Below are 20,914 nucleotides of genomic sequence, written 5' to 3'. Positions count from 1 at the left end.
CATGTCCATTACACCCGTTCCATGATGACCAAGGGGATCTCGCGATCGGCCTTGGCCTGGTAGCTGTCGTACAGGGGGAAGATCGAGGTCATCGCCGCCCACAGCGCGGGCTTCTCCTCCGCTGTCGCGGTGCGCGCCCTGGCGGCGAACCTGTCCGCCTTCACCTGCAGAGTCACGTCCTGGTCGGCCATCACGTTGAGGTACCAGGCGGGGTGCGCGGCCGAACCGCCGTTGGAGGCGACGAGCAGGTAGCGGTCGGCGTCCTGACCGTAGATCAGCGCCGTCCTGCGCAGCCTGCCCGACTTCCTGCCGCGCGTGGTGAGCAGCAGGGTCGGCCAGCCCTGGTACATGTGGCCCTTCTCGCCGCCGGTCTCCAGGTAGGTGCGGATGTGGTCGGCGACCCAGCCCGTCGTGCTGTCGTAGATCTCTTCGTCCATGGGGATCAGCTTCGGACTTCAACAGGGGTTCACGTCAAGGGTGGATACGGTGTGTTCATGGTGGATTGGGTACGGCTTGAGCTGGATGTGGACGGATTCGACGAGGCGGTCTTCGAGCCGTACCTCCAGCGGGCGCAGGGCGCGGGGATCGTCTTCACGACGATGGCCGAGCTCGGCGACACGGCCGAGCACCGTCGCGCGCTCTACGACCTCAACAGGACGTGCAGCGCCGACATCCCTGAGCGGGGCACGTTCTACACCTACGACGAATACGTGGCCCAGCGTATCGAGGTGCCGTCGTTCGAGGCCTCAGGGGTCATGCTGGCGGTGCACGACGGGCGGTGGGTCGGCATGTCGGGGACGTCGCTGCACCCGGACAAGGGGTACGCGTTCAGCGAGATGACCGGCGTGCTCGCGCCGTACAGGGGGCGGGGGCTGTCGCTGGCGCTGAAGCTGCTGGCGGTCCGCTTCGTCAGGGCCGCCGGATACCGCAGGCTGGCGACGTTCCACCACCCTCTCAACGCGTCGGCGATCGCGATGAACCGGCGGCTCGGCTTCGTCGACCAGCCCGCCCGGTGACCCTCCTGGAGATCGCGGCGCACCTCCCGCCCGGGGACCGTCAGGCGCGGCCGGCGACCTCCGTCCAGGGAGACATGACGATCTCCTCGTCGACGTTGTCCTCTTCGTACCAGCCGCGGCCTGCCAGCCATCGTTCGAGCCACTCGGCGAGGCCTGGCGCGTCGACGAACCAGGCGTCGGCCCAGTTGCCGTCGGAGATCGGGTTGGGCTCGAACAGCAGGACGGCGCCGTCGTCGCTCCTGCAGTCCACGCACGCGTACATCGCGCAGCCCCAGGTGAGGATCGGCAGCACGCCCTCGGGCCAGAACCAGCCTGGATCCGAGGGGTCGGCGTCGCGGCGGCTCCCGTACTCCTCGACCGCCGAGCGCAGGCCGAGCACGCCGTAGTCGGGGCCGAAACCGCCGTCGCCCACCCGCTCGTAGAGCGCGCGCAACAGGGGGTGGAGGGGAAAGCCGAGGCGGGTCTCGGCCTCGGCGACGGCGTCCTCCGAGGCCGGCCGGAGGTCGTCGCATTCGGCGGAGGCGCGGGCAAGGACCCTGCTCACCAGGTCGTCGGATTCGATCACCGGCCCATCATGCCCGCCGCCGGGCGGGATCGGGACGGCGGCACCGAGCAGGTCTCGATGCCGCCGCCGTACCGCGATCAGGTGGTCGACAGGGCCACGGTGGGGGACAGGCGGGCCGCGCGCATGGCCGGGTAGAGGCCCGCGATGGTGCCGATGACCAGCGTGGCCGCGACCGCTCCGCCGATCGCCCACGGGGGCACGACGGGGGGCCAGTCGCGCGACATCGCGTACCCGATGGTGGCGAGCGCCCCCAGGAGCGCGCCCGCCACCCCGCCGAGTGCCGACAGCAGCAGCGACTCCGACAGGAACTGGATGCGGACCTGCCCGCGCGTCGCCCCGAGCGAGCGCCGCAGGCCGATCTCCCGACGGCGTTCGAGCACGGAGATGACCATCGTGTTGGCCACGCCCACCCCGCCGACCAGCAGCGCGACCGCGCCGAGGCCGAGCAGCAGGTTGGTGAAGGCGCCCGCGGCCGCGGCCTTGGCGGTCAGGGCGTCGGAGGGGCGGCTGACGTCGACCTCGTTGGGGTGCTCGGGGTTGACCGTGCGCGGCAGCACGTCGCGCACCGCCTCGACGGCCTCCTCGGCCGAGCGCTCGTAGAGCGTCGTGGGATGCCCGTCGAAGCCGAGCAGTTCCTCGGCGACGGGGAAGCCGACCAGCGCCGAGCGTTCGATCTCGGGCGCCAGCGGCGTGGGACGCAGGATCCCGATCACCGTGAACCAGCGCCCGCCCATCCACACCCGCACACCGGTGCGGGTGATGCCCAGCCGTTCGGCGGCCTTGGCGCCGAGGACGACGGCGGGCTGGCGGGAGGTGGCGTCGTTCAGCCAGGTTCCCCTGGCCACGCCGCCCTCCAGCGTGGCCAGCAGCGACGTGGTCGCCGCCTGCACGCTGATGCCGCTGGTCACCGCCTCGTCGATGTGGGAGGTCCGCCGCACGGTCGCGGGCACGGTCCCCGTGGCCGAGGCCGAGGTGACGGGGCCGATGCGCGCGACCATGTCCACGGCCTCGACGGGCAGCTTGGCGGGCTCGCCGAAGACGGTGTTTCCCGCCGAGACGGTCAGCATGTTGGTGCCCAGCTTGTCGAGCTGGCGCAGCAGCTGCTCCCGCGAGGACGACGAGATGCCGATCACCGCGATCATCGTGGCGATCCCGATGGCGATGCCGAGCGCTGACAGGATCACCCTGGTCGGGCGGGCGCGCAGCCCCGACGCCCCGACCCTGAAGACGTCGGGGAGGCTCAGCCTGGCCGGTTTCATGCCAGCACCAGCCCGTCCCTGACCCGCACCTGCCGGGGACACCATTCGGCGATCTCGTTGTCGTGCGTGATGATCGCGATGGTCGTCCCCGCCTCGCTGAGCTCTTTGATGATCTTCAGCACCTCGGCTCCCGCGGCCGAGTCGAGGTTGCCCGTCGGCTCGTCGGCGAGCAGCAGCGGAGGGTCGCCGACGACGGCCCTGGCCACCGCGACGCGCTGCTGCTCGCCGCCCGACATCTGGTTCGGCTTGTGGTCCAGCCGGTGGCCGAGGCCCACCCGGTCCAGCGCGGCCGCGGCGCGCTCGCGACGGACCCGCAGCGGGGTGCCGGTGTAGAGGAGGCCGTCGGCCACGTTGTCCAGCGCGCTCACCCCTGGCGCGAGATGGAACTGCTGGAAGACGAAACCGAGATGGCGGGCGCGCAGCGCGGACAGCTGGCGGTCGTTCAGGTCGAGGACGGAATGGCCCGCGATCCGTACGGTCCCCGAGGTCGGCCGGTCGAGCGTGCCGATGATCTGCAGCATCGTGGACTTGCCTGACCCCGAAGGCCCGATGATCGCCAGCAGCTCCCCGGCGGAGACCGTCAGATCCACCCCGCGCAGCGCGTGGACGTGCCCGTTGTAGGTCTTGGTGACCCCGCGCAGCTCGATGATGCTCATTCCGCGGGCACCCCGACCTTCATGCCCTCGGCCAGCCCCTCACCGGTGACCTCGACCATGCCGCTGCCGAACGCCCCGACCTTGACCGGCAGCAGCCTGGTGCGAGCGCCCTCGACGACCTCGACGCCGAACCCGCCCTCGCGGAGGGCGAGCAGCGCCTCCACCGGTACGGCGAGCACGTCCTCGCGCCGCTCGCTGACCAGCTCGACCTCGACGGGCGCCTGGTCCAGCTTGGTGCGAGGAGTCTTGTTCAGCGTGATGTCGACGTCGACGGTCGTGCTCTCCTTGGCGGTCTTGGCCACCGTGCCGACCGAGGTGATCCTTCCGGCCATCTTCTCGCCGCCCGGCAGCTCGACGCTGACCTTGGCCCCCTTCTTGGCCAGCGTCTGGTCGTCGGTGTCGAGGTCGACGTGCACGACCCTGTCGAGGCCGCTGACCGTGAGCACCTGCCGGCCAGGGGCGGTCCTGGCGCCGACCTCGCCCCTGGCGTCGGTCACCCTGACCGGCGACGGCAGGAACACCACCTGCGCCGCGTCCACCCGTCCCGTCTCGGGCAGTCCCCTGTCCTCCTGCCACTCGACGACGGCCTCGTAGGTCGCGTAGGTGAACTCGTCGTCCACCGTGAAGCCGTCGTAGCCGAGCGCGGCCAGGTTGCGTTCGAGCTGCTCGACGTCCGGCCCGTCCTCGACGCCGAGTTGCAGGGTGCGGTAGAGGGGGAGCTTGCCGTACATCAGGACCGTGGGGTGGCGGTCGGTCCTGAACAGGGGGCGGCCCCGCCTGATCACGGAACCCTCGTCCGCGACCCAGGTGAGGGTGCCCGTCGCGCCCGCGGCCACCTGGCGTTCGCCCGAGTAGGTGAGCGCGCCGTCGACGGTCTTGGTGTCGATCAGGTCCTGCTTGGTGACCTGTGCCGTGGCGGGCGCCACCGCGGCGGCCGGCGCCGCCGCCCCGGTGCCGCCATCGGCCAGTACGGCGACCGCCGCACCCGCGACGGCGACCGCGAGGACGCAGGCGCCGGCGAGAGCGACCTTCTTCACGATCCGCCCCCCTTCATCATGCCGGGGGCGAACTCCTTGCAGGCTTCCTGGGCGGCCTTCATCGCCTGCTCGCCGCCCTCGTTGCCGAGCATCTTGATCATGCCGTCGGCGCCGGGGTCCTCCATCTTGACGCCGTGCTCGCGCATGCACTGCGCGAACTTCAGCAGCTGGTCGCGTTGCGCCGGGTCCATGGCCTTGCGCTCGCCCGCCGCCGCGTCGAGGTACTGCTTGCACGCCTTCATGGCGGCTTCGGTCTTGGCCTGCTCGCCCTTCTTCCCCTGGATGCGGATGCCTCCGCTGCCGTCGGGGTCGGGCATGTCGACGCCGTTCTCGCGCATGCACTGCGCGAACTTCAGCCGTGCCTCGTCGCGGTCCATGCTGGCCGAGGCGCTCGGCCTGGCGGCGGCGGCGGTGCCACCGTCGCCCGTACTGGCCACCTGCGCGGTGGTGGAGGGGGCCGATCCGCACGCGGCGGCGAGGAGCAGTGGCAGCGCGGCCACGAGTACTCGTGTTCTCATGCGGCTCACTTCACCCAACCGGGCGCTAAAGCCAGATAAGCGGCTTACTCGCGGCTAACAGCCCTTGCTGCACTCTCGTCAGCATGCGGGTGCTGATCGTGGAAGACGAGGAACAGCTGGCCGACGCCGTGGCGCGCGGTCTCAGGCTGCACGCCATGGCCGTCGATGTGGCCTACGACGGTCAGGAGGCGCTGGAGCGCGCCTCCTACACCGACTACGACGTCGTCGTCCTCGACAGGGACCTTCCCGAGGTGCACGGGGACGACGTCTGCGGCGAGCTGACGCGAAGGAGCAGCATCCTGATGCTCACGGCGGCAGGGCAGGTACGCGACAAGGTGGAAGGGCTGTCCCTCGGCGCGGACGACTACCTGGTCAAGCCGTTCGCCTTCGCCGAGCTGGTGGCAAGGATCAGGACGCTGGCCCGCCGTACCTCTTCCGCGGCGCCGCCGGTGCTGGAGCGGGCGGGGGTCAGGCTCGACCCCGCCCGCCGTACGGTCACCAGGGACGGGCGGCCTGTCTCGCTGAGCCGCAAGGAGTTCGACCTGCTGAGCGAGCTGATGCGAGCGGAAGGCGCGCTGGTGACCTCGGGTGAGCTGCGCAGGAGCGTGTGGGACGAGTACGCGGGCACCGACACCAGCGTCCTGCGCGTCACCATGACCGCGCTGCGCAGGAAGCTCGGCGCGCCCGCCCTCGTCGAGAACGTCCCCGGCAAGGGGTACCGGTTGTGAGGCTCGGGCTGCGCGCCAGGCTCACCGTCCCGTACGGCGTGCTGTTCTTCGTCGCGGGCACGGCGCTGCTCTGGCTCACCTACCTTCTGACCGCCAACGCGCTGAGCAAGCAGTTCGTGCTGGCCTTCGCCAAGATCGGCCCGGAAGCGGCGCTGCCGACCAGGGAGCAGATGCAGACCGCGCTCAAGAGCGACGTGCAGGCGCGGGCGAACGAGGTGCTGGCCGAGATGCTGCGCTCCTCTCTCATGGTCATGATCCTCATCGGCATCATCGCGGTGGGGCTCGCCTACCTGATCGCCGACCGCGCGCTGCGCCCGATCGACAGGGTGACCGAGACCGCGCAGCGCCTCTCGGAGAGCACCCTGCACGAGCGGATCGGGCTGAACGGCCCCGACGACGAGGTCAAGCGCCTGGCCGACACCTTCGACGCGATGCTCGACCGGCTGCACAAGGTGTTCGACGCGCAGCGCAGGTTCATCGCCAACGCCTCGCACGAGCTGCGCACGCCGCTGGCGATCAACCGCACGGTGCTGGAGGTGTCGCTGGAGGAACCCGAGGCCTCGCCCGACCTCAAGGCGCTGGCCAGGGCACTGCTGGGCACCAACGCGCGCTACGAGCGGCTGATCGAGGGACTGCTGCTCCTGGCGCAGTCGGAGCAGGAGCTCACCGCGCGCAGGCCGGTCGAGCTGCGCCACATCGTGCGCACCGTGCTGGAGCAGTTGGAGCTGCAGCCGCGCAGACGCCGCGTCACCATCCACCAGGACCTGTCCGACGCCGAGGTCGAGGGCGATCCGCTCTTCCTCGAAAGGGCCGTCTTCAACCTGGTGGAGAACGCGATCAAGTACAACGTGCGCGACGGCCAGGTCTGGATCAGGGTGTCGGCCGACGGGCTCATCACGGTGGAGAACACCGGGCCCGTGGTCCCGCCGTACGACGTGGACGACCTGTTCGAGCCGTTCAGGCGGCTGTCGGGCGAGCGCGTGCGCTCCGACAGGGGCGCGGGGCTCGGGCTCTCGATCGTGCGTGCCATCGTCGAGGCGCACGGCGGCACCGTCACCGCGCTGCCCCGGCCGGAGGGCGGTCTGGGCGTCACCGTGAGCCTGCCCGGACCCGCGGCGGCGAGCGCCGCGGCCCCGGGCAGGCCACTGAGGGGGACCGGTGTTCTCAGAGAGATCAGCAGGTGAAGTGGACGCCGGAGAAGTTCCGCCGCCACGCCGTGACCTCCGGCGCGACCGACGCGGGATCCACGGAGGGGTCCAGGCTGCGGGCGATGAATCCGGCCAGGGCGGGCATGTCGTCCTCGGTCATGCCCAGGCGCGCCACCTCGGGCGTGCCCAGGCGCAGCCCGTTGACGTCGCCGGGCACCGCCGCCATGGGCAGTCCGATGCCGCAGGCCAGCAGGTTCGCCTGGCGCATCCTGCGGGCCGCGGCCTGGCCGCCGCCCCTGGCGACGAGCGCGAACTGGTGGGAGTTGGTGCCGCCGCCGAAGACGGGCAGGCCGAGCTCCTGCAGGCCGGTGGCCAGCTGGTGGGCGGTGCCCACCATCATCTCCGCGTACGCCTTGCCCGCCACCTTCCAGTCCAGCAGCGCGATGGCCAGCGCCGCCGTACGGCCGGCGTCGAAGTTGGCCGTGAGCCCCGGGTAGGCGATCGCGTCGAGCCGCTCGGCCAGCGCGGCCGAGTCGGTGACGACCAGGCCGCCCGCGGGGCCGCCCAGGCTCTTGTAGGTGCTCATCGTCATCAGGTGCGCGCCCTGGGACAGGGGGTTCGGCCAGACACCCCCGGCGATCATCCCGCACACGTGCGCGGCGTCGAACAGCAGGGAGGCCCCGACCTCGTCGGCGATCTCGCGAACGGCGGCCACCGGGTGGGGGAAGGGGTTGAGGCTGCCGCCGATGGTGATCAGCCTGGGCCTGGCCCGTACGGCGAGCTCGCGCAGCGCGGGGACGTCGACGGTGTAGCCGTCGGCCATGACGGGGGCGTCGAGGGTGGTCAGGCCGTACAGCCCGGCCGCGCCCGCCGCGTGGTGGGTGACGTGCCCGCCGATGGAGGGCGGCGGGGCGATGATCGTGTCACCCGGCTTGCAGGTCGCCATGAACGCGTAGAGGTTGGCCAGCGCGCCCGATCCCACGCGGACCTCGGCGTAACGGGCGGAGAACACCTCGGCGGCCAGCTCGGCGGCGATGATCTCGATCTGCTCGATGGCCTCGAGACCCATCTCGTACTTGTCGCCCGGGTAGCCGAGCGAGGGCCTCGAGCCGAGGCCGGCCGACATCAGGGCCTCGGCGCGGGGGTTCATGATGTTGGTCGCGGGGTTGAGGTTGACGCATTCCACGTCGTGGATCCGGTGGTTGCGCTCGGTGAGCCTGCTGATCTCGGCGAGTGTGTCCGAGGCGGGCTGGGAGGAGACGGTCGCCGCGCCGCGCTGCACGAGGTCATCGGAGGCGGCGGGCACCCATGAACGAGGGGCGAGCATACGGCCAGGTTAGGCACACGCCTGCCGCGAGCGCATGGTGTGGATGAAGGGACCCGCTCCTACACTTGTCGGAATGCAGGCATGGCTCGACGCGCTCGCCGCGGCCATCGAGAGGAGCGTCTCCGTCGACGACTCCGACGGCCGCCTGATCGCCTACAGCTCCCGGCATGCCGACGCCGACCCCGTCAGGGTGGCGGCGATCCTGTCCAGGCAGGTGGCGCCCGAGGTCAGGCGGTGGCAGGACCTGCACGGCATCGCCACCGCCACCTCGCCGGTGCGCATGCCCGCCAACGAGGAGCTGGGGATGGGCGCCAGGGTCTGCGTGCCCATCAGGGACGGCGGGCGGACGCTGGGCCATCTGTGGCTGCTCGACCCCGGCCAGACGCTGGACGGCAGGGCGCTGGCGCTGGCCGAGGAGACGGCCCGCGAACTGGCGGCGGCGTGGCACGAGGACCCCGACGCGATGGTCCGCCGCCTGCTCACCACGGGCCAGGGCTGGAACAGGACGGCGCCGAGGCTCGTCCAGGTGTGCGTCGTCCTTCCCGGCTCGGGGCGGCCTGAGCGCAACGCCATCGGCGGGTTCGTGACCGATACCCATGCCGCCTACCTGCTCCGCCAGCCGGCGGACGGCATGCCGGAGGAGGAGGGCGTCACCCGTGGTTACAGCGAGACGACGGGGCCCGAGGCGGCTCCCGAGGCGTACCGGCAGGCGTTGACCGCCGCCCACCTGGCCGCCGCGGATCCCGCGCTTCCCCGCCACGTGTCGTGGGCGGGGCTGGGGCCGTACCTGATGCTGCTCGGCGCGGCGGACGACCCGCTCGCCGCGCTGGACGGCGAGCAGGCGCACACTCTGGAGACCTATCTCGACCTCGGCGGTAACGCGCAGCGCACCGCCGCCGCACTCCACCTGCACAGGACGACCCTCTACTACCGGCTCGGCCGCATCGGTGACGCGCTCGGCGCGGACCTGGACGACGGCATGACCAGGCTGCATCTCCACCTGGCGCTGAAGAAGAGAAGGCTCGACTCGGGCTTTCCGGAGTGAGCCCCTGCTCCAGCTCCCCTGCCGGAGGCGGAGAGCTGGAGCCCGTTCATTCGGCGGCTAGCCGTTCGGCCTCCTCGTGCAGCGCGACGACCAGCAGGAGCTCCAGCCCCAGCTCGGTCAGATCGGGCGCCGCGAGGCCATCGAGAACCTGCATGGTGGGCCTCCCTGATCAAGAGACGCCCCAGTGGTCACAGTGGTTTACCTGAACCTTTCCCACGCCGACTGGCGGGTCATGTTCAGGGAGGCGCCGATGCGCTCCCAGCTCACGTCGCGGGTGCGGAGGTGGCGCACCCAGTCGTGGAGGTTGTCGTCGATCTGCACCTGCACCGCCGCGATCTTGGGAAGGTGGTCGAGGATCTGGTCCACGGACATCTCCTCCCACATGGGCAGCCGCGGCCCTGACTGCGCGGCGAGCCGCTCGGTCTCGAGGATCTCGTTGCACAGGGCGACGCACTGGTCGCAGATGTGCACGCCTGGACCCGCGATGAGCTTGCCGACGTCCGCGCTCTTCTGGTGGCAGAACGAGCAGCGGAGCTTGTCCTTCCAGTTGTCAGGCATGGCCTGACGTTAACTCTGTCAGGCCACACCTGACAAGCCCTCGTGGACGGCGGTTCTGGTCTCCTGGACCTGGGCCATGATGATGGCGTTGCGCTCCTCGCCGATCTTGCGGCAGATCGTGGTGTATGCCTGCAGGATCCTGCGGTAGGCCGCACGTGCCTCCTCGAGTTGGGAGCTGAGCGCCAGCACTCTGATGGGGTCGTCGTACAGCTCGGCCTCGGCGAGCATGGCACGCGCCTCGTTCACGATCTGCTCCGCCCGCTGACGCGTACGGCGTAGCAACGCCGAGCACTCGTAGAGCTCGGCGAGTCGTGCGGAGGAGACGACGCGTTCGGCAGATCGCACGGCTGGATCCTCGGTCGTCTGACGGCTGAGTTCCGTTCCCATTCCCGCCACCTCTCAGTCAAGGTTGCCTGAGTGTAGACGCGCCATTCCCGCCTCTGGATCACGCAGGTTGGCAGGGGGTAGGGCACTGTTCCCTGAGGGGATGATTCTCTACGCGCGGGGGAATTCAGCGCCACCGCGGGACGGCTATTCACCCAACTTAATCAGCAAATTTGCGCTGTCGGGGGATATGTCGGTTGTCCTGAAAGTAAAGCCGTCAACACGCCGGATCGGCCACGCGAAACCCCGGCATGGTCACATACTGGATCGGAGTGGAAGCGGAACGTGACGGCTGAGGGGCGCGGCTGTGGCTGAACAACCAGCGGGGTGCGACGAGGACAGTGTGGACGTCAGCGTCATCATCCCCGTCCGCAACTGCCGTGACTATCTTGATCGCAGCCTGACCTCCGCACTGGTCCAACGAGTGAAGAAGGAGATCGTCGTCGTCGACGACGGGTCCACCGACGGCAGTGCCGACCTGCTCGAGCTCTACTCCCACTACCACCGCGGCATCGTGCGGGTCATCCACAAGAAGCACGCGCTCGGCGCCGGCGGCCCGCGCAACACGGGGCTCGAGCACGCCAGGGGCCGCTACGTCTTCTTCTGCGACGCCGACGACTACCTCGGTCCCGAGGCGCTCGAGCGCATGGTCGCCATGGCCGACAGGAACGGCTCCGACATCGTGCTCGGCAAGATCATCGGGCACGGCCGCCGCGCGCCCGTCTCGATGTTCCAGCGCAGCGTCGACCGGGCCGACCTGGGCGAGAGCGCCGTCTACAACAGCCTCAGCTGCTTCAAGCTCTACCGCAGGGAGATGCTCGACCGCCACCGCGTGAGGTTCGCCGAGGGGCAGCTCATCGGCGAGGACATCGTCTTCAGCGTCCACGCCTACTGCCACGCCGAGGTCATCTCGATCGTGGCCGACTACGACTGCTACCACCTGGTGGCCAGACCCGACGGCAGCAGCATCATGCAGCAGCCCGCCAGCCGCGACCCGCTCGGGTGGCTCAGCATGATCAGCAAGCCCATCGAGCTGATGGCCGCCCACGTCGAGGCGGGCCCGCTGCGCGACCACCTGCTCCGCCGTCACTTCAGGCTCGACATCTTCGCCCAGCTCGGCGCCCCCTTCCTGGCGGCCGACGACATGCGGCGCAAGGAGATCGCCCACGAGGTGGCCGCGCTGTGCGACAGGTGGCTGACCCCCGGCGTCGAGGACAGGCTCACCACGACCGACCGGAAGCGCCTCGCCGCGCTCGACGACCTCGACAGGCTCGTACGGCTGGCCGGGATCGAGGCCGCCACCGTGCGCAGGCGGCTGACCGGGCTCAGGTGGGAGGGCGACAGGCTGATCGTCGAGGGCGAGGCCGCGCTCGAGGGCCCGCAGCGGCACGGCGGCCTCGCGCTGGTGCTGCGCTCCAGGCAGGAGGAGGGCGGCGAACTGGTCATGCCCGCCGATCCGGTGGGCGAGAGCGGATTCACCGCGACGATCCACCCCGGCGAGCTCTCCTCTGGCGTCTGGGACTTCCACGTCGCCGTCGAGTGCGAGGGCGTCATCCGCCTGGCCAGGCTGGGCGGCGAACGGGACGGCGGCATCACCAGGCCGGCACCGCGCCTGGTCGGCACCGTGATCGCCCTGCCGTACTTCACCAGGACCAACGGCAATCTGAGCCTCGACGTCGGCGGGCACGTGCTCACCGTGCCGGGCAGCGTGCGCCTCACCCGCACGCGGTGGACGCTGGGGCACCGCCTGATCCTTGACGGGGAGATCACCGTGGGCGGCGGGGGGATCCCCGAGGCGGGAGCGGTCAGGCGGCTGGTCTGGAGGGAACGTCACACCGGCAGGGAGCGCGCGGAGCGGGTGGTGGCGCTGCCCGGCGGCGTGTTCGCGGCCAGGCCCGCGATCGGCAGGTTCGCGCCAGGCACCTGGGACGCCTACCTGGAGCTCGAGCTGGGCGGGCCGCCCGCGAGGTTCAGGATCGAGGCCGACGCGGGCATGGTGGCCGAGCCGCGCAGCTGGTGGCGGGGCCCGGTACGCAGCAGCGCCAGGCCCTATGCCACGGCGGGCAAGGGCAGGCTGAGCACGGTCGTCCGCAAGCTCACCCCCATGGCCATCCTGCGACGGCTGCTGGGCGGTTCCAGTTGCTAGTCATATGCAGGTGCAATGCCATGTCTTAAAGTAAGGAGGGTTTCATCCCCCTTACTGGAGGCTTGGTCGTGCACGTACCCGATGGCTTCTTCAATGCCGCAACATCCATCTCGGCAGGTGTCGTCGCGGCCGCGGGCGTGGCGGTCTGCCTGCGCGGAGCCCGGCGGGAGCTCGACGACCGCACCGCGCCCATGGCGGGGCTGGTCGCCGCCTTCATCTTCGCCGTCCAGATGCTCAACTTCCCCGTCGCCGCCGGGACCAGCGGACACCTGCTGGGCGGCGCGCTCGCCGCGATACTCGTCGGTCCCTACACGGGCGTGCTGTGCATGACCGTCGTACTCCTCGTGCAGTGCGTCTTCTTCGCCGACGGCGGGCTGACCGCGCTCGGCATCAATGTCGTGATCATGGGCATGGTCACCGTGCTGGTCGGGTGGGGGCTGTTCCAACTGGTCACCAGGGCGGCCAAGGGCAAGGCGGCGATCAGCGCGGCCACGTTCCTCGCCGCGCTGGTCTCGGTGCCGGTCTCCGCGCTGGCGTTCTCGCTGCTGTTCGCCGTCGGCGGCACCGCGCCGATCGACGCGACCGCCGTCGCCGCGGCCATGGGCGGCGTCCACGTGCTCATCGGCATCGGAGAGGCGCTGATCACCACCGCGACCGTCGGCGCGGTGCTGGCCGTACGGCCCGACCTGGTGTACGGCGCCCGCGGCCTTTCCACGCCGCTCGTCCTGAAGGGCGCCGACGGCACGACCTCGCCCGTCGACGCGGCCCCCGCCGCCAGGCCCGCCGCCCGCGGCATCAGGCCGTTCCTGGTCGGCGGCATCGGCGTGACGCTCGTGCTGGCCGGCCTCGTCTCCTTCTACGCCTCCTCCAACCCCGACGGCCTCGAGGCGGTCGCCGAGAACAAGGGCTTCCTCGACCAGGCCACCGACCATCTGTTCGGCTCGTGGGCGCTGGCCGACTACGGGGACGTCGGCGGCATCCCCGTCGGCATCGCGGGCGTGGTAGGTGTCGGCATCACGCTGATCGTCGCGGGCGCCGTCGCGTTCGCGGCCCGCCGCCGTTCCGGCGTCGGGGTCTAGCGATGGGCGCGGGACACCACCACCAGCTCTACCGGCCCGGCGACACGCCCGTCCACCGGCTGCCGCCGCAGTGCAAACTGGTGGCGGTGCTGGTGTTCGCGGGCGTCGTCGTCGCCACGCCGCGCGAGGCCTTCTGGGCGTTCGGCGCCTACGCGCTGCTGCTGGCGCTCGTGGCGGGCATCGCGCGGGTGCCGCTGCCCTACGTGGCAGGGCGGATGGTGATCGAGATCCCCTTCGTGCTGTTCGCGCTGGCGATCCCGATCATCGGGATGGGGGAGCGGACCGAGGTCCTCGGGCTCTCGCTCAGCGTGCAGGGGCTGTGGGCGGCGTGGAACATCCTGGCCAAGGCCTCTCTCGGCGTCGTCGCCTCCATCCTGCTCGCGGCCACGACCGAACCTCGGATGATCCTGCTCGGCGCGCAGCGGCTGCGGCTGCCGTCGCTGCTGGTGCAGATCGCGATGTTCATGCTGCGGTACCTCGATGTGATCATGGACGAGATGCGGAGGATGCGGGTGGCGAGGGAGTCGAGGGGCTTCGAGGCGCGCAACCTCAGGCAGATCCCGGTGATCGCCAGATCGGCGGCCGCGCTGTTCATCCGCTCCTACGAGCGGGGCGAGCGCGTCCATCTGGCCATGCTCAGCAGGGGCTACACCGGCTCCCTGCCGATCATCCATGACCTCGCGGGATCCGGGCGGCAATGGGGGATCGCGCTGGCCCTGCCCGTCACGGCGCTGGCCGTCCTTGGAGTGTCACTGTGGTGAAGTCTCTGGAAGTGAGCGAGCTCGCCTACGCCTATCCCGACGGCACCCAGGCGCTGTTCGGGGTCGACCTGTCGATCGGCAGGGGCGAGCACGTCGCGCTGCTCGGGCCGAACGGCGCCGGCAAGACCACGCTGGTCATGCACCTCAACGGCATCCTGACCGCCGGGCACGGCACGGTGAGCGTCGCCGGCACGCCCGTGCGCGCCGACACGCTCAAGGAGGTCAGGCAGCGCGTGGGGCTGGTCTTCCAGGACCCCGACGACCAGCTGTTCATGCCGACCGTGCGCGACGACGTCGCCTTCGGCCCCGCCAACATGGGCGTCAGGGGCGAGGAGCTGGAGCGCAGGGTCAAGAACGCGCTCGACAGGGTGGGCATGGCCGACCACCTCGACAGGCCGCCGCACCACCTGTCCTTCGGCCAGCGCAGGAGGGTGGCGGTGGCCACGGTGCTCGTCATGGAGCCCGAGATCCTGGTGCTCGACGAGCCGTCGTCCAACCTCGACCCCGCGGCGCGCAGGGAACTGGCGGAGATCCTGCGCTCGCTCGACGTCACCGTGCTGATGGTCACCCACGACCTGCCGTACGCGCTGGAGCTGTGCGAGCGCTCGCTCATCCTGTCAGGCGGCGTGATCGCCGCCGACGGGCCGACCCGCACCCTGCTGGCCGACTCCGCGCTGCTGGCCGAGCACCGCCTGGAGCTGCCGTACGGCTTCGCTATTCCTGAGGAACGTGGATGACCACCAGACGGTCGCCCTCCCTCACCGAGGCGGCCCTCGGATCGGCGTAGGGAACGATCTCGCCGTCGCGGACCACCGCGATCACCATGCCGTCGCACTCGATCGCCGCCTTGCCGACCTCGTGCGGCCTGACGGGGCGCTCGGTCAGGTCGAGCCCCTTGCCGTAGACGAGGAAGTCCTCGATCAGCGCGCTGACGGCGGGGCTCTGCGTGGCCACGCCGAGCATCCTGCCCGCCGCGTCCGACGAGGTGATGACGACGTCGGCGCCGCTCTGCCGGACGAGAGGGTCGTTCTCCGCCTCGCGAACGGCGGCGACGATCGTGGCCGACGGGTTGAGCTGGCGGGAGGTCAGCGTGACCAGCGCGGTGGTGTCGTCGCGCTGGACGGCGATGATGATCTCCTTGGCCAGGCGGACGCCCGCCCTGTTGAGCACCTCGCTGCGGGTGGCGTCGCCGACGACGCCCACGAAGCCGTCGGCGTTGGCCTCCTCGATCGCTTCGGCCCGCGGGTCGACGACGACGATCGACTCCTTCGCACGGTCGTTCTCCAGCAGCGTGCGGGTCGCGGCCCTGCCCTTGGTGCCGTAGCCCACGATCACCGTGTGGTCGCGCAAACCGGACCTCCAACGTTGGATCAGGAAGTTCTCGCGGGTGCGCTGGGTCAGCACCTCCAGTGTCGTGCCCACGAGGATGACGAGGAAGACGATGCGCAGCGGCGTGACGGCGACGATGTTGATCGCCCTGGCGAGCGGTGACACGGGGGTGATGTCCCCGTACCCCGTCGTCGACACGGTGACGGTCGCGTAGTAGAGCGCGTCGAGCAGCGAGACCTTGCCGTCGTAGCTGTCCTTGTACCCGTCGAGATCCACTGCGACCAGCAGGAACACGGCCGCCAGCGCCCCGCAGGCGTACAGGACCCTGCGCAGGACCGCCCTGATCGGGCTGATCGCGAGGTTCGGCAGGCGGACGCCGGTCTCGGGAAGGTCGTCCCGCATGTTGGTGATCGTAGTTTGTCCATGGCGCCCGTCTGGGGATGTCGAAGTACAGTGGCTCATCGAGGAGGGCCGAATGAAGCTACGGCTGGCGCGCCATGCCATGGGAGACGCCGTGGTGGTCGCGGTGGAGGGGGAGCTGGATCTGTTCACGGCGCCCTTCCTGCGCGACGAGGTCCGTGACGCGATCAAGCAGGACGGCGCGCGGCTCGTGCTCGACCTGCAGGAGCTGTCGTTCATGGACTCCAGCGGGCTGTCGGTGCTGATCGAGGCGTGGCGCCTGGCGACCGGCGAAGGCGGGTGCGTCTCGCTGGCCGCGCCCCAGGCGCCGGTGGCCCGCATCCTGCGCACCACAGGGCTCGACCGCCGCATCAAGGTCTATGCGGACGTCGACACCGCCGTGGGCGCGATCTGACGAGAACCGAGCGCCGTGCGGCCGCTTGGGGCAGGCGTTTCTCATTAGTGGGCCACCCGAAGTAGAACTTCGTTCGGTTCTCGCGTTAAGGTCCGTGACATGGACGTCAACGGAGCAGTAGCAATCATCTCGGGTGGGGCCAGCGGCCTGGGCGAGGCCACGGCCCGCGAGCTTGCCCGCCAGGGCGCGACCGTGGTCATCGCCGACCTCAACGAGGAGCGCGGCAAGTCGATCGCCGACGAACTCGGCGGCGTCTTCGTCAGGACGGACGTGTCGGACGAGGGCGACGTGCAGGCGGCCGTCGACGCGGCCGTGGCCACCGGCAAGCCGGTCCGCGTGATCGTCAACAGCGCGGGCATCGGCTGGGCCGAGCGCACCGTCAACCGCGACGGCGCCCCGCACAGCCTCGCCAGCTACCGCAAGGTCATCGAGGTCAACCTGATCGGCACCTTCAACCTGATGCGCATCGGCGCGGCCGCCATCGCCAAGACCGAGCCCGTCTCCGAGGACGGGCACAGGGGCGTGGTCATCAACACCGCCTCCGTCGCGGCGCTGGAGGGCCAGACGGGTCAGCTCGCCTACTCCGCGTCCAAGGGCGGCATCGTGGGCATGACCGTGCCCGCGGCCCGCGACCTGGCCGCCATCGGCGTGCGCGTCAACACCGTCTGCCCCGGCATCATCGACACCCCGATCTACGGCTTCTCCGGCAACGCCGAGGAGTTCAAGGCCAAGCTCGTCGCCCCCGTCGTCTTCCCGAAGCGCATGGGCCGCGCCGACGAGTTCGCCCACCTGGTGCGCTCGCTGATCGAGAACGACTACATGAACGCCGAGGTCATCAGGTTCGACGGCGGCATCCGCTTCCAGCCCAAGTGATGAGGTGCCCGTGTCCTCCGACGAAGTTCTGATCGAGGAGTCCGACGGCGTCGCGGTGATCACCATCAACCGCCCGTCGGCCCGCAACGCCGTCAACGGAGCCGTCGCGCGTGGCCTCGCGGCCGCGCTCGACGCGCTCGACACCCGCTCGGACATCTCCGCCTACGTCCTCACGGGGGCGGGAGGCACGTTCTGCGCGGGCATGGACCTCAAGGCCTTCCTCGCCGGCGACTTCCCCGTCATCGAGGGCAGAGGCTTCGGCGGCATCGCCGAGTCGCCGCCCAAGAAGCCCCTGATCGCGGCCGTCGAGGGGTACGCGCTCGCGGGCGGCTTCGAGCTCGCGCTGTCGTGCGACCTGATCGTGGCCTCGTCCGAGTCGAAGTTCGGCCTGCCCGAGCCCAAGCGCGGGCTCGTGGCGGGGGCGGGCGGCATCATGCGGCTGCCGCGCAGGATCCCCTACCACGTGGCCATGGAGATCGCCCTGACCGGCGACCACTACCCGGCCTCCCGGCTGTACGAACTCGGGCTGGTCAACAGGATCACCTCCCCTGGCGAGGCGCTGGCGGGCGCGCTGGAACTGGCCAGGAAGATCGCGGCCAACGCGCCACTGGCGCTGGCGGCGACCAAGAAGGTCATCATCGAGTCGGTGGACTGGCCGTTGGAGGAGATGTTCACGAAGCAGGGGCCGATCATCAACCCGGTGTTCGGGTCGAAGGACGCGATGGAGGGCGCGGCCGCCTTCGCCGAGAAGCGCGCTCCCGAGTGGAGGGGCGAGTAGGTTCTCCCGGCTCCTCCCCCGTGGCGGGAGGAGCCGTCCTCGCGGCCGGCCGCGGTCCGCCTTCTCACGGCGCCCGGTCGGCCGGACGCCGCGGTACGGCAGGCCGTCGCGAGAGGCTCGCCGCCGAAATGGACGCCGCGCGCAGGGGACGTCCCGCATTACCGTGAAGGGAGACGTTTTCAACCCCCGGCGGCAGGAGAGCCCATGAGTTCCCCTTACGAGTCGGCCAAGCGCGGCGCGAGCGGCCTCCTGCAGGGCGCGCTCGGTGCCCTCCTGCTGGTCGGTGGCATGCTCGTCGTGATGTGGGCCGTCGAGATCTTCGACTACGTCACCCCGGGCAGCCTCGACTACGAGCTCGGCATCATCGCCTGGTCGCCCGACGGCCTGGTCGGGATCCTGTTCGCGCCCTTCCTGCACGACGGGTTCGGGCACCTGATGGCCAACTCGCTGCCGCTGCTCGTCCTGGGCTTCCTCGCCGCCTTCCGCGGCCTCGGGAAGTTCCTGTGGGCGACGCTGATCATCATGGTGATCGGCGGCGTCGGCACCTGGGTCACCACCACGCCCGGCGTGCCCACCGTGGGCGCGAGCGGGCTCATCTTCGGTTACTTCGGCCTTGTGGTGGCCCGCGGCCTGTTCGACCGGCGCCTGCTCGACATCGCGGTGGGTCTCGGCGTGGCCGTGGCGTACTACTCGCTGGTGTGGGGCCTGCTGCCCAACGACCAGAACATCTCCTGGCAGGGCCATCTGTTCGGGCTCGTCGGCGGTGTGGTGGCCGCGTGGGTGCTGCGGCGCAAGCGGGCGATCAGCTCGGCGTCGCCGTCCTTCTGACGCCCTGGACAGCCGATCTTCCTCCGGCGCAGGGTGGGAGTCCCGGCCGCCGCCCCGAAGCCCTCAGCGGGCCTCTGGGCGGCGCGCAGCGTCAGTGGACCGCGGGCGCGTGGGTGCGCTCGGCAGGGGAGGCGGACAGCAGCCGGTCGATGTAGGCCAGCCCGATGGCCGAGGCCACGAAGGCCAGGTGCATGAACGTCTGCCACATCATGGTCTGCGTGGGCGTGTCCTTGGCCCTGATGAACGTCTGGAGCAGGTGCACCGACGAGATGCCGACGATGGCGGTGCCCAGCTTCACCTTGAGCACGTTGGCGTTGACGTGGGAGAGCCATTCGGGCTCGTCGGGGTGGTCCTTGAGGTCGATGCGCGAGACGAACGTCTCGTACCCGCCCACGATCACCATGATGAGCAGGTTGGAGATCATCACGACGTCGATGAGCCCGAGGACGGCCAGCATGACGATGACCTCGGGACCGGGAAGGGACTCGGCGCCGCCGAAGGCCTTGATCGTCGCCGCGCTCACGTGGCCTGTGACGATCGTGTCGCCCAGATGCCACAGCTCGACCATGAACTGCCACACGTAGAGGGCCTGCGCCGCGATCAGGCCGAGGTAGAGCGGCGCCTGCAGCCACCGGCTGGCGAACATCACGTAGCCGAGACCCCGCATCCTCACGGCGCGCGCCTCCGAGGTGGACGTCACTCCTGTCACTCCTGTCGCAGTGCTCGCGCCGCGCTCTGGCAGGCTCGAGCGAGATAGGTAACGATTGGTCCGCGGCCCACACACGCGACGAGCACGTCACCCAGCTGATGCTCGAGGCGCCGGCCGCCGGCACCGACAGGCTGCCGGTGCCGGCGAGGTTCGCGCAGAGCGTCGAGATGGAGGACGCGCTCGCGTTGCCCGACGAGCCGACTCGCCGGGCGGAGGAAGGCTAGAGGCGCTCGACCACGTAGTCGACGCAGGTGGTCAGCGCCTCGACGTCGGACGGCTCGATCGCCGGGAACATCGCGATCCGCAGCTGGTTGCGGCCGAGCTTGCGGTACGGCTCGGTGTCGACGATGCCGTTGGCGCGCAGCACCTTGGCCACCGCGGCGGCGTCGACGGCGTCGGTGAAGTCGATCGTGCCGACCACCTGCGAGCGGAACTCGGGAGCGGCGAACGGCGTGGCGAACGACGACTTCTCCGCCCACGTGTAGAGGCGCTGGGCGGAGTCGGCGGTACGCGAGGTGGTCCACGCGAGGCCGCCGTTGCCGTTCATCCAGTCGATCTGGTCGGCGAGCAGGAACAGCGTGGCCACCGACGGCGTGTTGTAGGTCTGGTCCTTGCCGGAGTTGTCGATCGCGACCGGCAGGCTGAAGAACTCGGGCACGTAGCGGCCGCTCGCGGCGATCTCCTCGACCCGGGCCAGCGCCCGCGGCGACATGATCGCGATCCACAGGCCGCCGTCGGAGGCGAAGCTCTTCTGCGGGGCGAAGTAGTAGACGTCGGTCTCGGCGATGTCGACGGGCAGGCCGCCCGCGCCCGAGGTGGCGTCGACCAGGACGAGGGCCTCGTCGCCGCCGACCCGCTTGATCGGCATCGCGACGCCGGTGGAGGTCTCGTTGTGGGTGAGGGCGTAGACGTCGACGCCGTCCTCGGCGACGGCGGCCGGGTGGGTGCCGACCTCCGACTTGATGATGGTCGGGTCGGCCAGCCACGGCGCCTTGCTGACGACCGCGCCGAACTTCGAGGAGAACTCGCCGAAGGACAGGTGCTGGGACTTCTCGCGCACCAGCCCGAAGGCGGCGATGTCCCAGAACGCGGTGGTGCCGCCGTTGCCCAGCACGACCTGGTAGCCCTCGGGCAGGGAGAACAAATCGGCGAGCCCGGCACGGACCCTGCCGACCAGGTTCTTGACCGGCTTCTGCCGATGGGAGGTGCCCATCACGCCGGCGCCGGAGGCGGCGAGCGCGGACAGCTGCTCGGGTCGGACCTTCGAGGGCCCGCAGCCGAAGCGGCCGTCGGCGGGCTTGATGTCAGCGGGAATCACGATGTCAGCCACCTGCCCAAGCCTACTGAGCCGTCCCG

24 protein-coding genes and 1 pseudogene are annotated in these 20,914 nt (G+C 70.4%); 13 read left to right on the top strand and 12 right to left on the bottom strand.

The window, feature by feature from the left end:
* Positions 1–8: 8 nt before the first annotated feature.
* Entirely contained in the window at positions 9–437 is a 429-nt protein-coding gene (locus tag AC3EO4_RS49085) for a nitroreductase family deazaflavin-dependent oxidoreductase (RefSeq protein WP_431902913.1), read from the bottom strand.
* Between the two features lie 57 nt (positions 438–494).
* Between AC3EO4_RS49085 and AC3EO4_RS49080 the strand changes: the two genes are divergently transcribed.
* Positions 495–1,016: a GNAT family N-acetyltransferase gene (locus AC3EO4_RS49080; protein WP_431902934.1), complete on the top strand. Its 522-nt coding sequence runs from the start codon at positions 495–497 to the stop codon at positions 1,014–1,016.
* 40 nt (positions 1,017–1,056) lie between these two features.
* Here AC3EO4_RS49080 and AC3EO4_RS49075 read toward each other — a convergent pair whose 3' ends face one another.
* The 5 genes from AC3EO4_RS49075 to AC3EO4_RS49055 form a co-directional block, all read right to left on the bottom strand.
* On the bottom strand, positions 1,057–1,581 hold the full coding sequence (locus AC3EO4_RS49075; protein ID WP_379573112.1) for an SMI1/KNR4 family protein: 525 nt from the start codon (positions 1,579–1,581) through the stop codon (positions 1,057–1,059).
* Between the two features lie 77 nt (positions 1,582–1,658).
* Complete coding sequence (locus tag AC3EO4_RS49070; RefSeq protein WP_379573111.1) at positions 1,659–2,840, bottom strand: ABC transporter permease; 1,182 nt, start codon at positions 2,838–2,840, stop codon at positions 1,659–1,661.
* The gene (locus tag AC3EO4_RS49065; protein ID WP_379573110.1) at positions 2,837–3,496 is read right to left on the bottom strand and encodes an ABC transporter ATP-binding protein; all 660 of its coding nucleotides are present in this window, start codon (positions 3,494–3,496) and stop codon (positions 2,837–2,839) included. Before AC3EO4_RS49065 ends, AC3EO4_RS49070 begins: the two co-directional genes overlap by 4 nt.
* Positions 3,493–4,533, bottom strand: a complete 1,041-nt coding sequence (locus AC3EO4_RS49060) for a peptidoglycan-binding protein (RefSeq protein ID WP_379573109.1) — start codon at positions 4,531–4,533, stop codon at positions 3,493–3,495. The genes AC3EO4_RS49065 and AC3EO4_RS49060 overlap by 4 nt, the downstream gene beginning before the upstream one ends.
* Positions 4,530–5,051, bottom strand: coding sequence for a hypothetical protein (locus AC3EO4_RS49055; RefSeq protein WP_379573108.1), 522 nt, complete (start codon positions 5,049–5,051; stop codon positions 4,530–4,532). The genes AC3EO4_RS49060 and AC3EO4_RS49055 overlap by 4 nt, the downstream gene beginning before the upstream one ends.
* Positions 5,052–5,134: 83 nt before the next feature.
* Between AC3EO4_RS49055 and AC3EO4_RS49050 the strand changes: the two genes are divergently transcribed.
* Together AC3EO4_RS49050 and AC3EO4_RS49045 are read left to right on the top strand one after the other, a co-directional pair.
* Positions 5,135–5,779, top strand: a complete 645-nt coding sequence (locus AC3EO4_RS49050) for a response regulator transcription factor (protein WP_379573107.1) — start codon at positions 5,135–5,137, stop codon at positions 5,777–5,779.
* Positions 5,776–6,963, top strand: a complete 1,188-nt coding sequence (locus tag AC3EO4_RS49045; protein ID WP_431902910.1) for a sensor histidine kinase — start codon at positions 5,776–5,778, stop codon at positions 6,961–6,963. The genes AC3EO4_RS49050 and AC3EO4_RS49045 overlap by 4 nt, the downstream gene beginning before the upstream one ends.
* Here the strand turns inward: AC3EO4_RS49045 and AC3EO4_RS49040 are convergent.
* Complete coding sequence (locus AC3EO4_RS49040; protein WP_379573105.1) at positions 6,953–8,254, bottom strand: serine hydroxymethyltransferase; 1,302 nt, start codon at positions 8,252–8,254, stop codon at positions 6,953–6,955. The genes AC3EO4_RS49045 and AC3EO4_RS49040 overlap by 11 nt on opposite strands.
* A 73-nt stretch (positions 8,255–8,327) precedes the next feature.
* On the opposite strand from AC3EO4_RS49040, the gene AC3EO4_RS49035 reads away from it, so the two are divergent.
* Positions 8,328–9,299, top strand: a complete 972-nt coding sequence (locus AC3EO4_RS49035; protein ID WP_431902908.1) for a helix-turn-helix domain-containing protein — start codon at positions 8,328–8,330, stop codon at positions 9,297–9,299.
* Positions 9,300–9,716: 417 nt separating this feature from the next.
* Here AC3EO4_RS49035 and AC3EO4_RS49030 read toward each other — a convergent pair.
* Both AC3EO4_RS49030 and AC3EO4_RS49025 read right to left on the bottom strand, forming a co-directional pair.
* Positions 9,717–9,857 (bottom strand): annotated as a pseudogene (locus AC3EO4_RS49030) (ClpX C4-type zinc finger protein); the annotation flags it as partial.
* Between the two features lie 18 nt (positions 9,858–9,875).
* Positions 9,876–10,202, bottom strand: coding sequence for a hypothetical protein (locus AC3EO4_RS49025; protein WP_379573103.1), 327 nt, complete (start codon positions 10,200–10,202; stop codon positions 9,876–9,878).
* Between the two features lie 346 nt (positions 10,203–10,548).
* On the opposite strand from AC3EO4_RS49025, the gene AC3EO4_RS49020 reads away from it, so the two are divergent.
* The 4 genes from AC3EO4_RS49020 (at position 10,549) to AC3EO4_RS49005 (ending at position 14,964) form a co-directional block, all read left to right on the top strand.
* Positions 10,549–12,387: a glycosyltransferase family 2 protein gene (locus AC3EO4_RS49020; RefSeq protein WP_431902906.1), complete on the top strand. Its 1,839-nt coding sequence runs from the start codon at positions 10,549–10,551 to the stop codon at positions 12,385–12,387.
* A 68-nt stretch (positions 12,388–12,455) separates the two neighbouring features.
* Positions 12,456–13,466: an energy-coupling factor ABC transporter permease gene (locus tag AC3EO4_RS49015; protein ID WP_431902904.1), complete on the top strand. Its 1,011-nt coding sequence runs from the start codon at positions 12,456–12,458 to the stop codon at positions 13,464–13,466.
* A 2-nt stretch (positions 13,467–13,468) separates the two neighbouring features.
* Positions 13,469–14,227 (top strand): cobalt ECF transporter T component CbiQ, encoded by a 759-nt coding sequence (gene cbiQ, locus AC3EO4_RS49010; RefSeq protein ID WP_431902902.1) that lies wholly within the window; start codon positions 13,469–13,471, stop codon positions 14,225–14,227.
* Entirely contained in the window at positions 14,224–14,964 is a 741-nt protein-coding gene (locus AC3EO4_RS49005) for an energy-coupling factor ABC transporter ATP-binding protein (protein WP_431902901.1), read from the top strand. The genes cbiQ and AC3EO4_RS49005 overlap by 4 nt, the downstream gene beginning before the upstream one ends.
* On the opposite strand, the gene AC3EO4_RS49000 is transcribed toward AC3EO4_RS49005, so the two are convergent.
* Positions 14,942–15,958, bottom strand: a complete 1,017-nt coding sequence (locus tag AC3EO4_RS49000) for a potassium channel family protein (RefSeq protein WP_379573098.1) — start codon at positions 15,956–15,958, stop codon at positions 14,942–14,944. The genes AC3EO4_RS49005 and AC3EO4_RS49000 overlap by 23 nt on opposite strands.
* Before the next feature lie 73 nt (positions 15,959–16,031).
* On the opposite strand from AC3EO4_RS49000, the gene AC3EO4_RS48995 reads away from it, so the two are divergent.
* From AC3EO4_RS48995 to AC3EO4_RS48980, 4 genes are all read left to right on the top strand, one after another.
* Positions 16,032–16,370, top strand: a complete 339-nt coding sequence (locus AC3EO4_RS48995; protein ID WP_379573097.1) for an STAS domain-containing protein — start codon at positions 16,032–16,034, stop codon at positions 16,368–16,370.
* A gap of 99 nt (positions 16,371–16,469) precedes the next feature.
* The gene (locus tag AC3EO4_RS48990) at positions 16,470–17,243 is read left to right on the top strand and encodes an SDR family NAD(P)-dependent oxidoreductase (RefSeq protein WP_379573096.1); all 774 of its coding nucleotides are present in this window, start codon (positions 16,470–16,472) and stop codon (positions 17,241–17,243) included.
* A 10-nt stretch (positions 17,244–17,253) separates the two neighbouring features.
* Positions 17,254–18,021: a crotonase/enoyl-CoA hydratase family protein gene (locus AC3EO4_RS48985; RefSeq protein WP_431902899.1), complete on the top strand. Its 768-nt coding sequence runs from the start codon at positions 17,254–17,256 to the stop codon at positions 18,019–18,021.
* A 204-nt stretch (positions 18,022–18,225) separates the two neighbouring features.
* Positions 18,226–18,849, top strand: coding sequence for a rhomboid family intramembrane serine protease (locus AC3EO4_RS48980; protein ID WP_431902897.1), 624 nt, complete (start codon positions 18,226–18,228; stop codon positions 18,847–18,849).
* A 91-nt stretch (positions 18,850–18,940) separates the two neighbouring features.
* Here AC3EO4_RS48980 and AC3EO4_RS48975 read toward each other — a convergent pair whose 3' ends face one another.
* The gene (locus tag AC3EO4_RS48975; protein ID WP_379573093.1) at positions 18,941–19,549 is read right to left on the bottom strand and encodes a TIGR00645 family protein; all 609 of its coding nucleotides are present in this window, start codon (positions 19,547–19,549) and stop codon (positions 18,941–18,943) included.
* A 107-nt stretch (positions 19,550–19,656) separates the two neighbouring features.
* Here AC3EO4_RS48975 and AC3EO4_RS48970 point away from each other — a divergent pair, with 107 nt between their 5' ends.
* The gene (locus AC3EO4_RS48970) at positions 19,657–19,782 is read left to right on the top strand and encodes a hypothetical protein (protein ID WP_379573092.1); all 126 of its coding nucleotides are present in this window, start codon (positions 19,657–19,659) and stop codon (positions 19,780–19,782) included.
* Here AC3EO4_RS48970 and serC read toward each other — a convergent pair.
* Positions 19,779–20,888 (bottom strand): phosphoserine transaminase, encoded by a 1,110-nt coding sequence (gene serC / locus AC3EO4_RS48965; protein WP_379573091.1) that lies wholly within the window; start codon positions 20,886–20,888, stop codon positions 19,779–19,781. The genes AC3EO4_RS48970 and serC overlap by 4 nt on opposite strands.
* Positions 20,889–20,914: the final 26 nt, after the last annotated feature.

It is taken from the genome of Nonomuraea sp. bgisy101, assembly GCF_057708945.1.
Note: the sequence above shows the minus strand (reverse complement) of the source record. Positions and strands in the feature narration are given on the sequence as shown.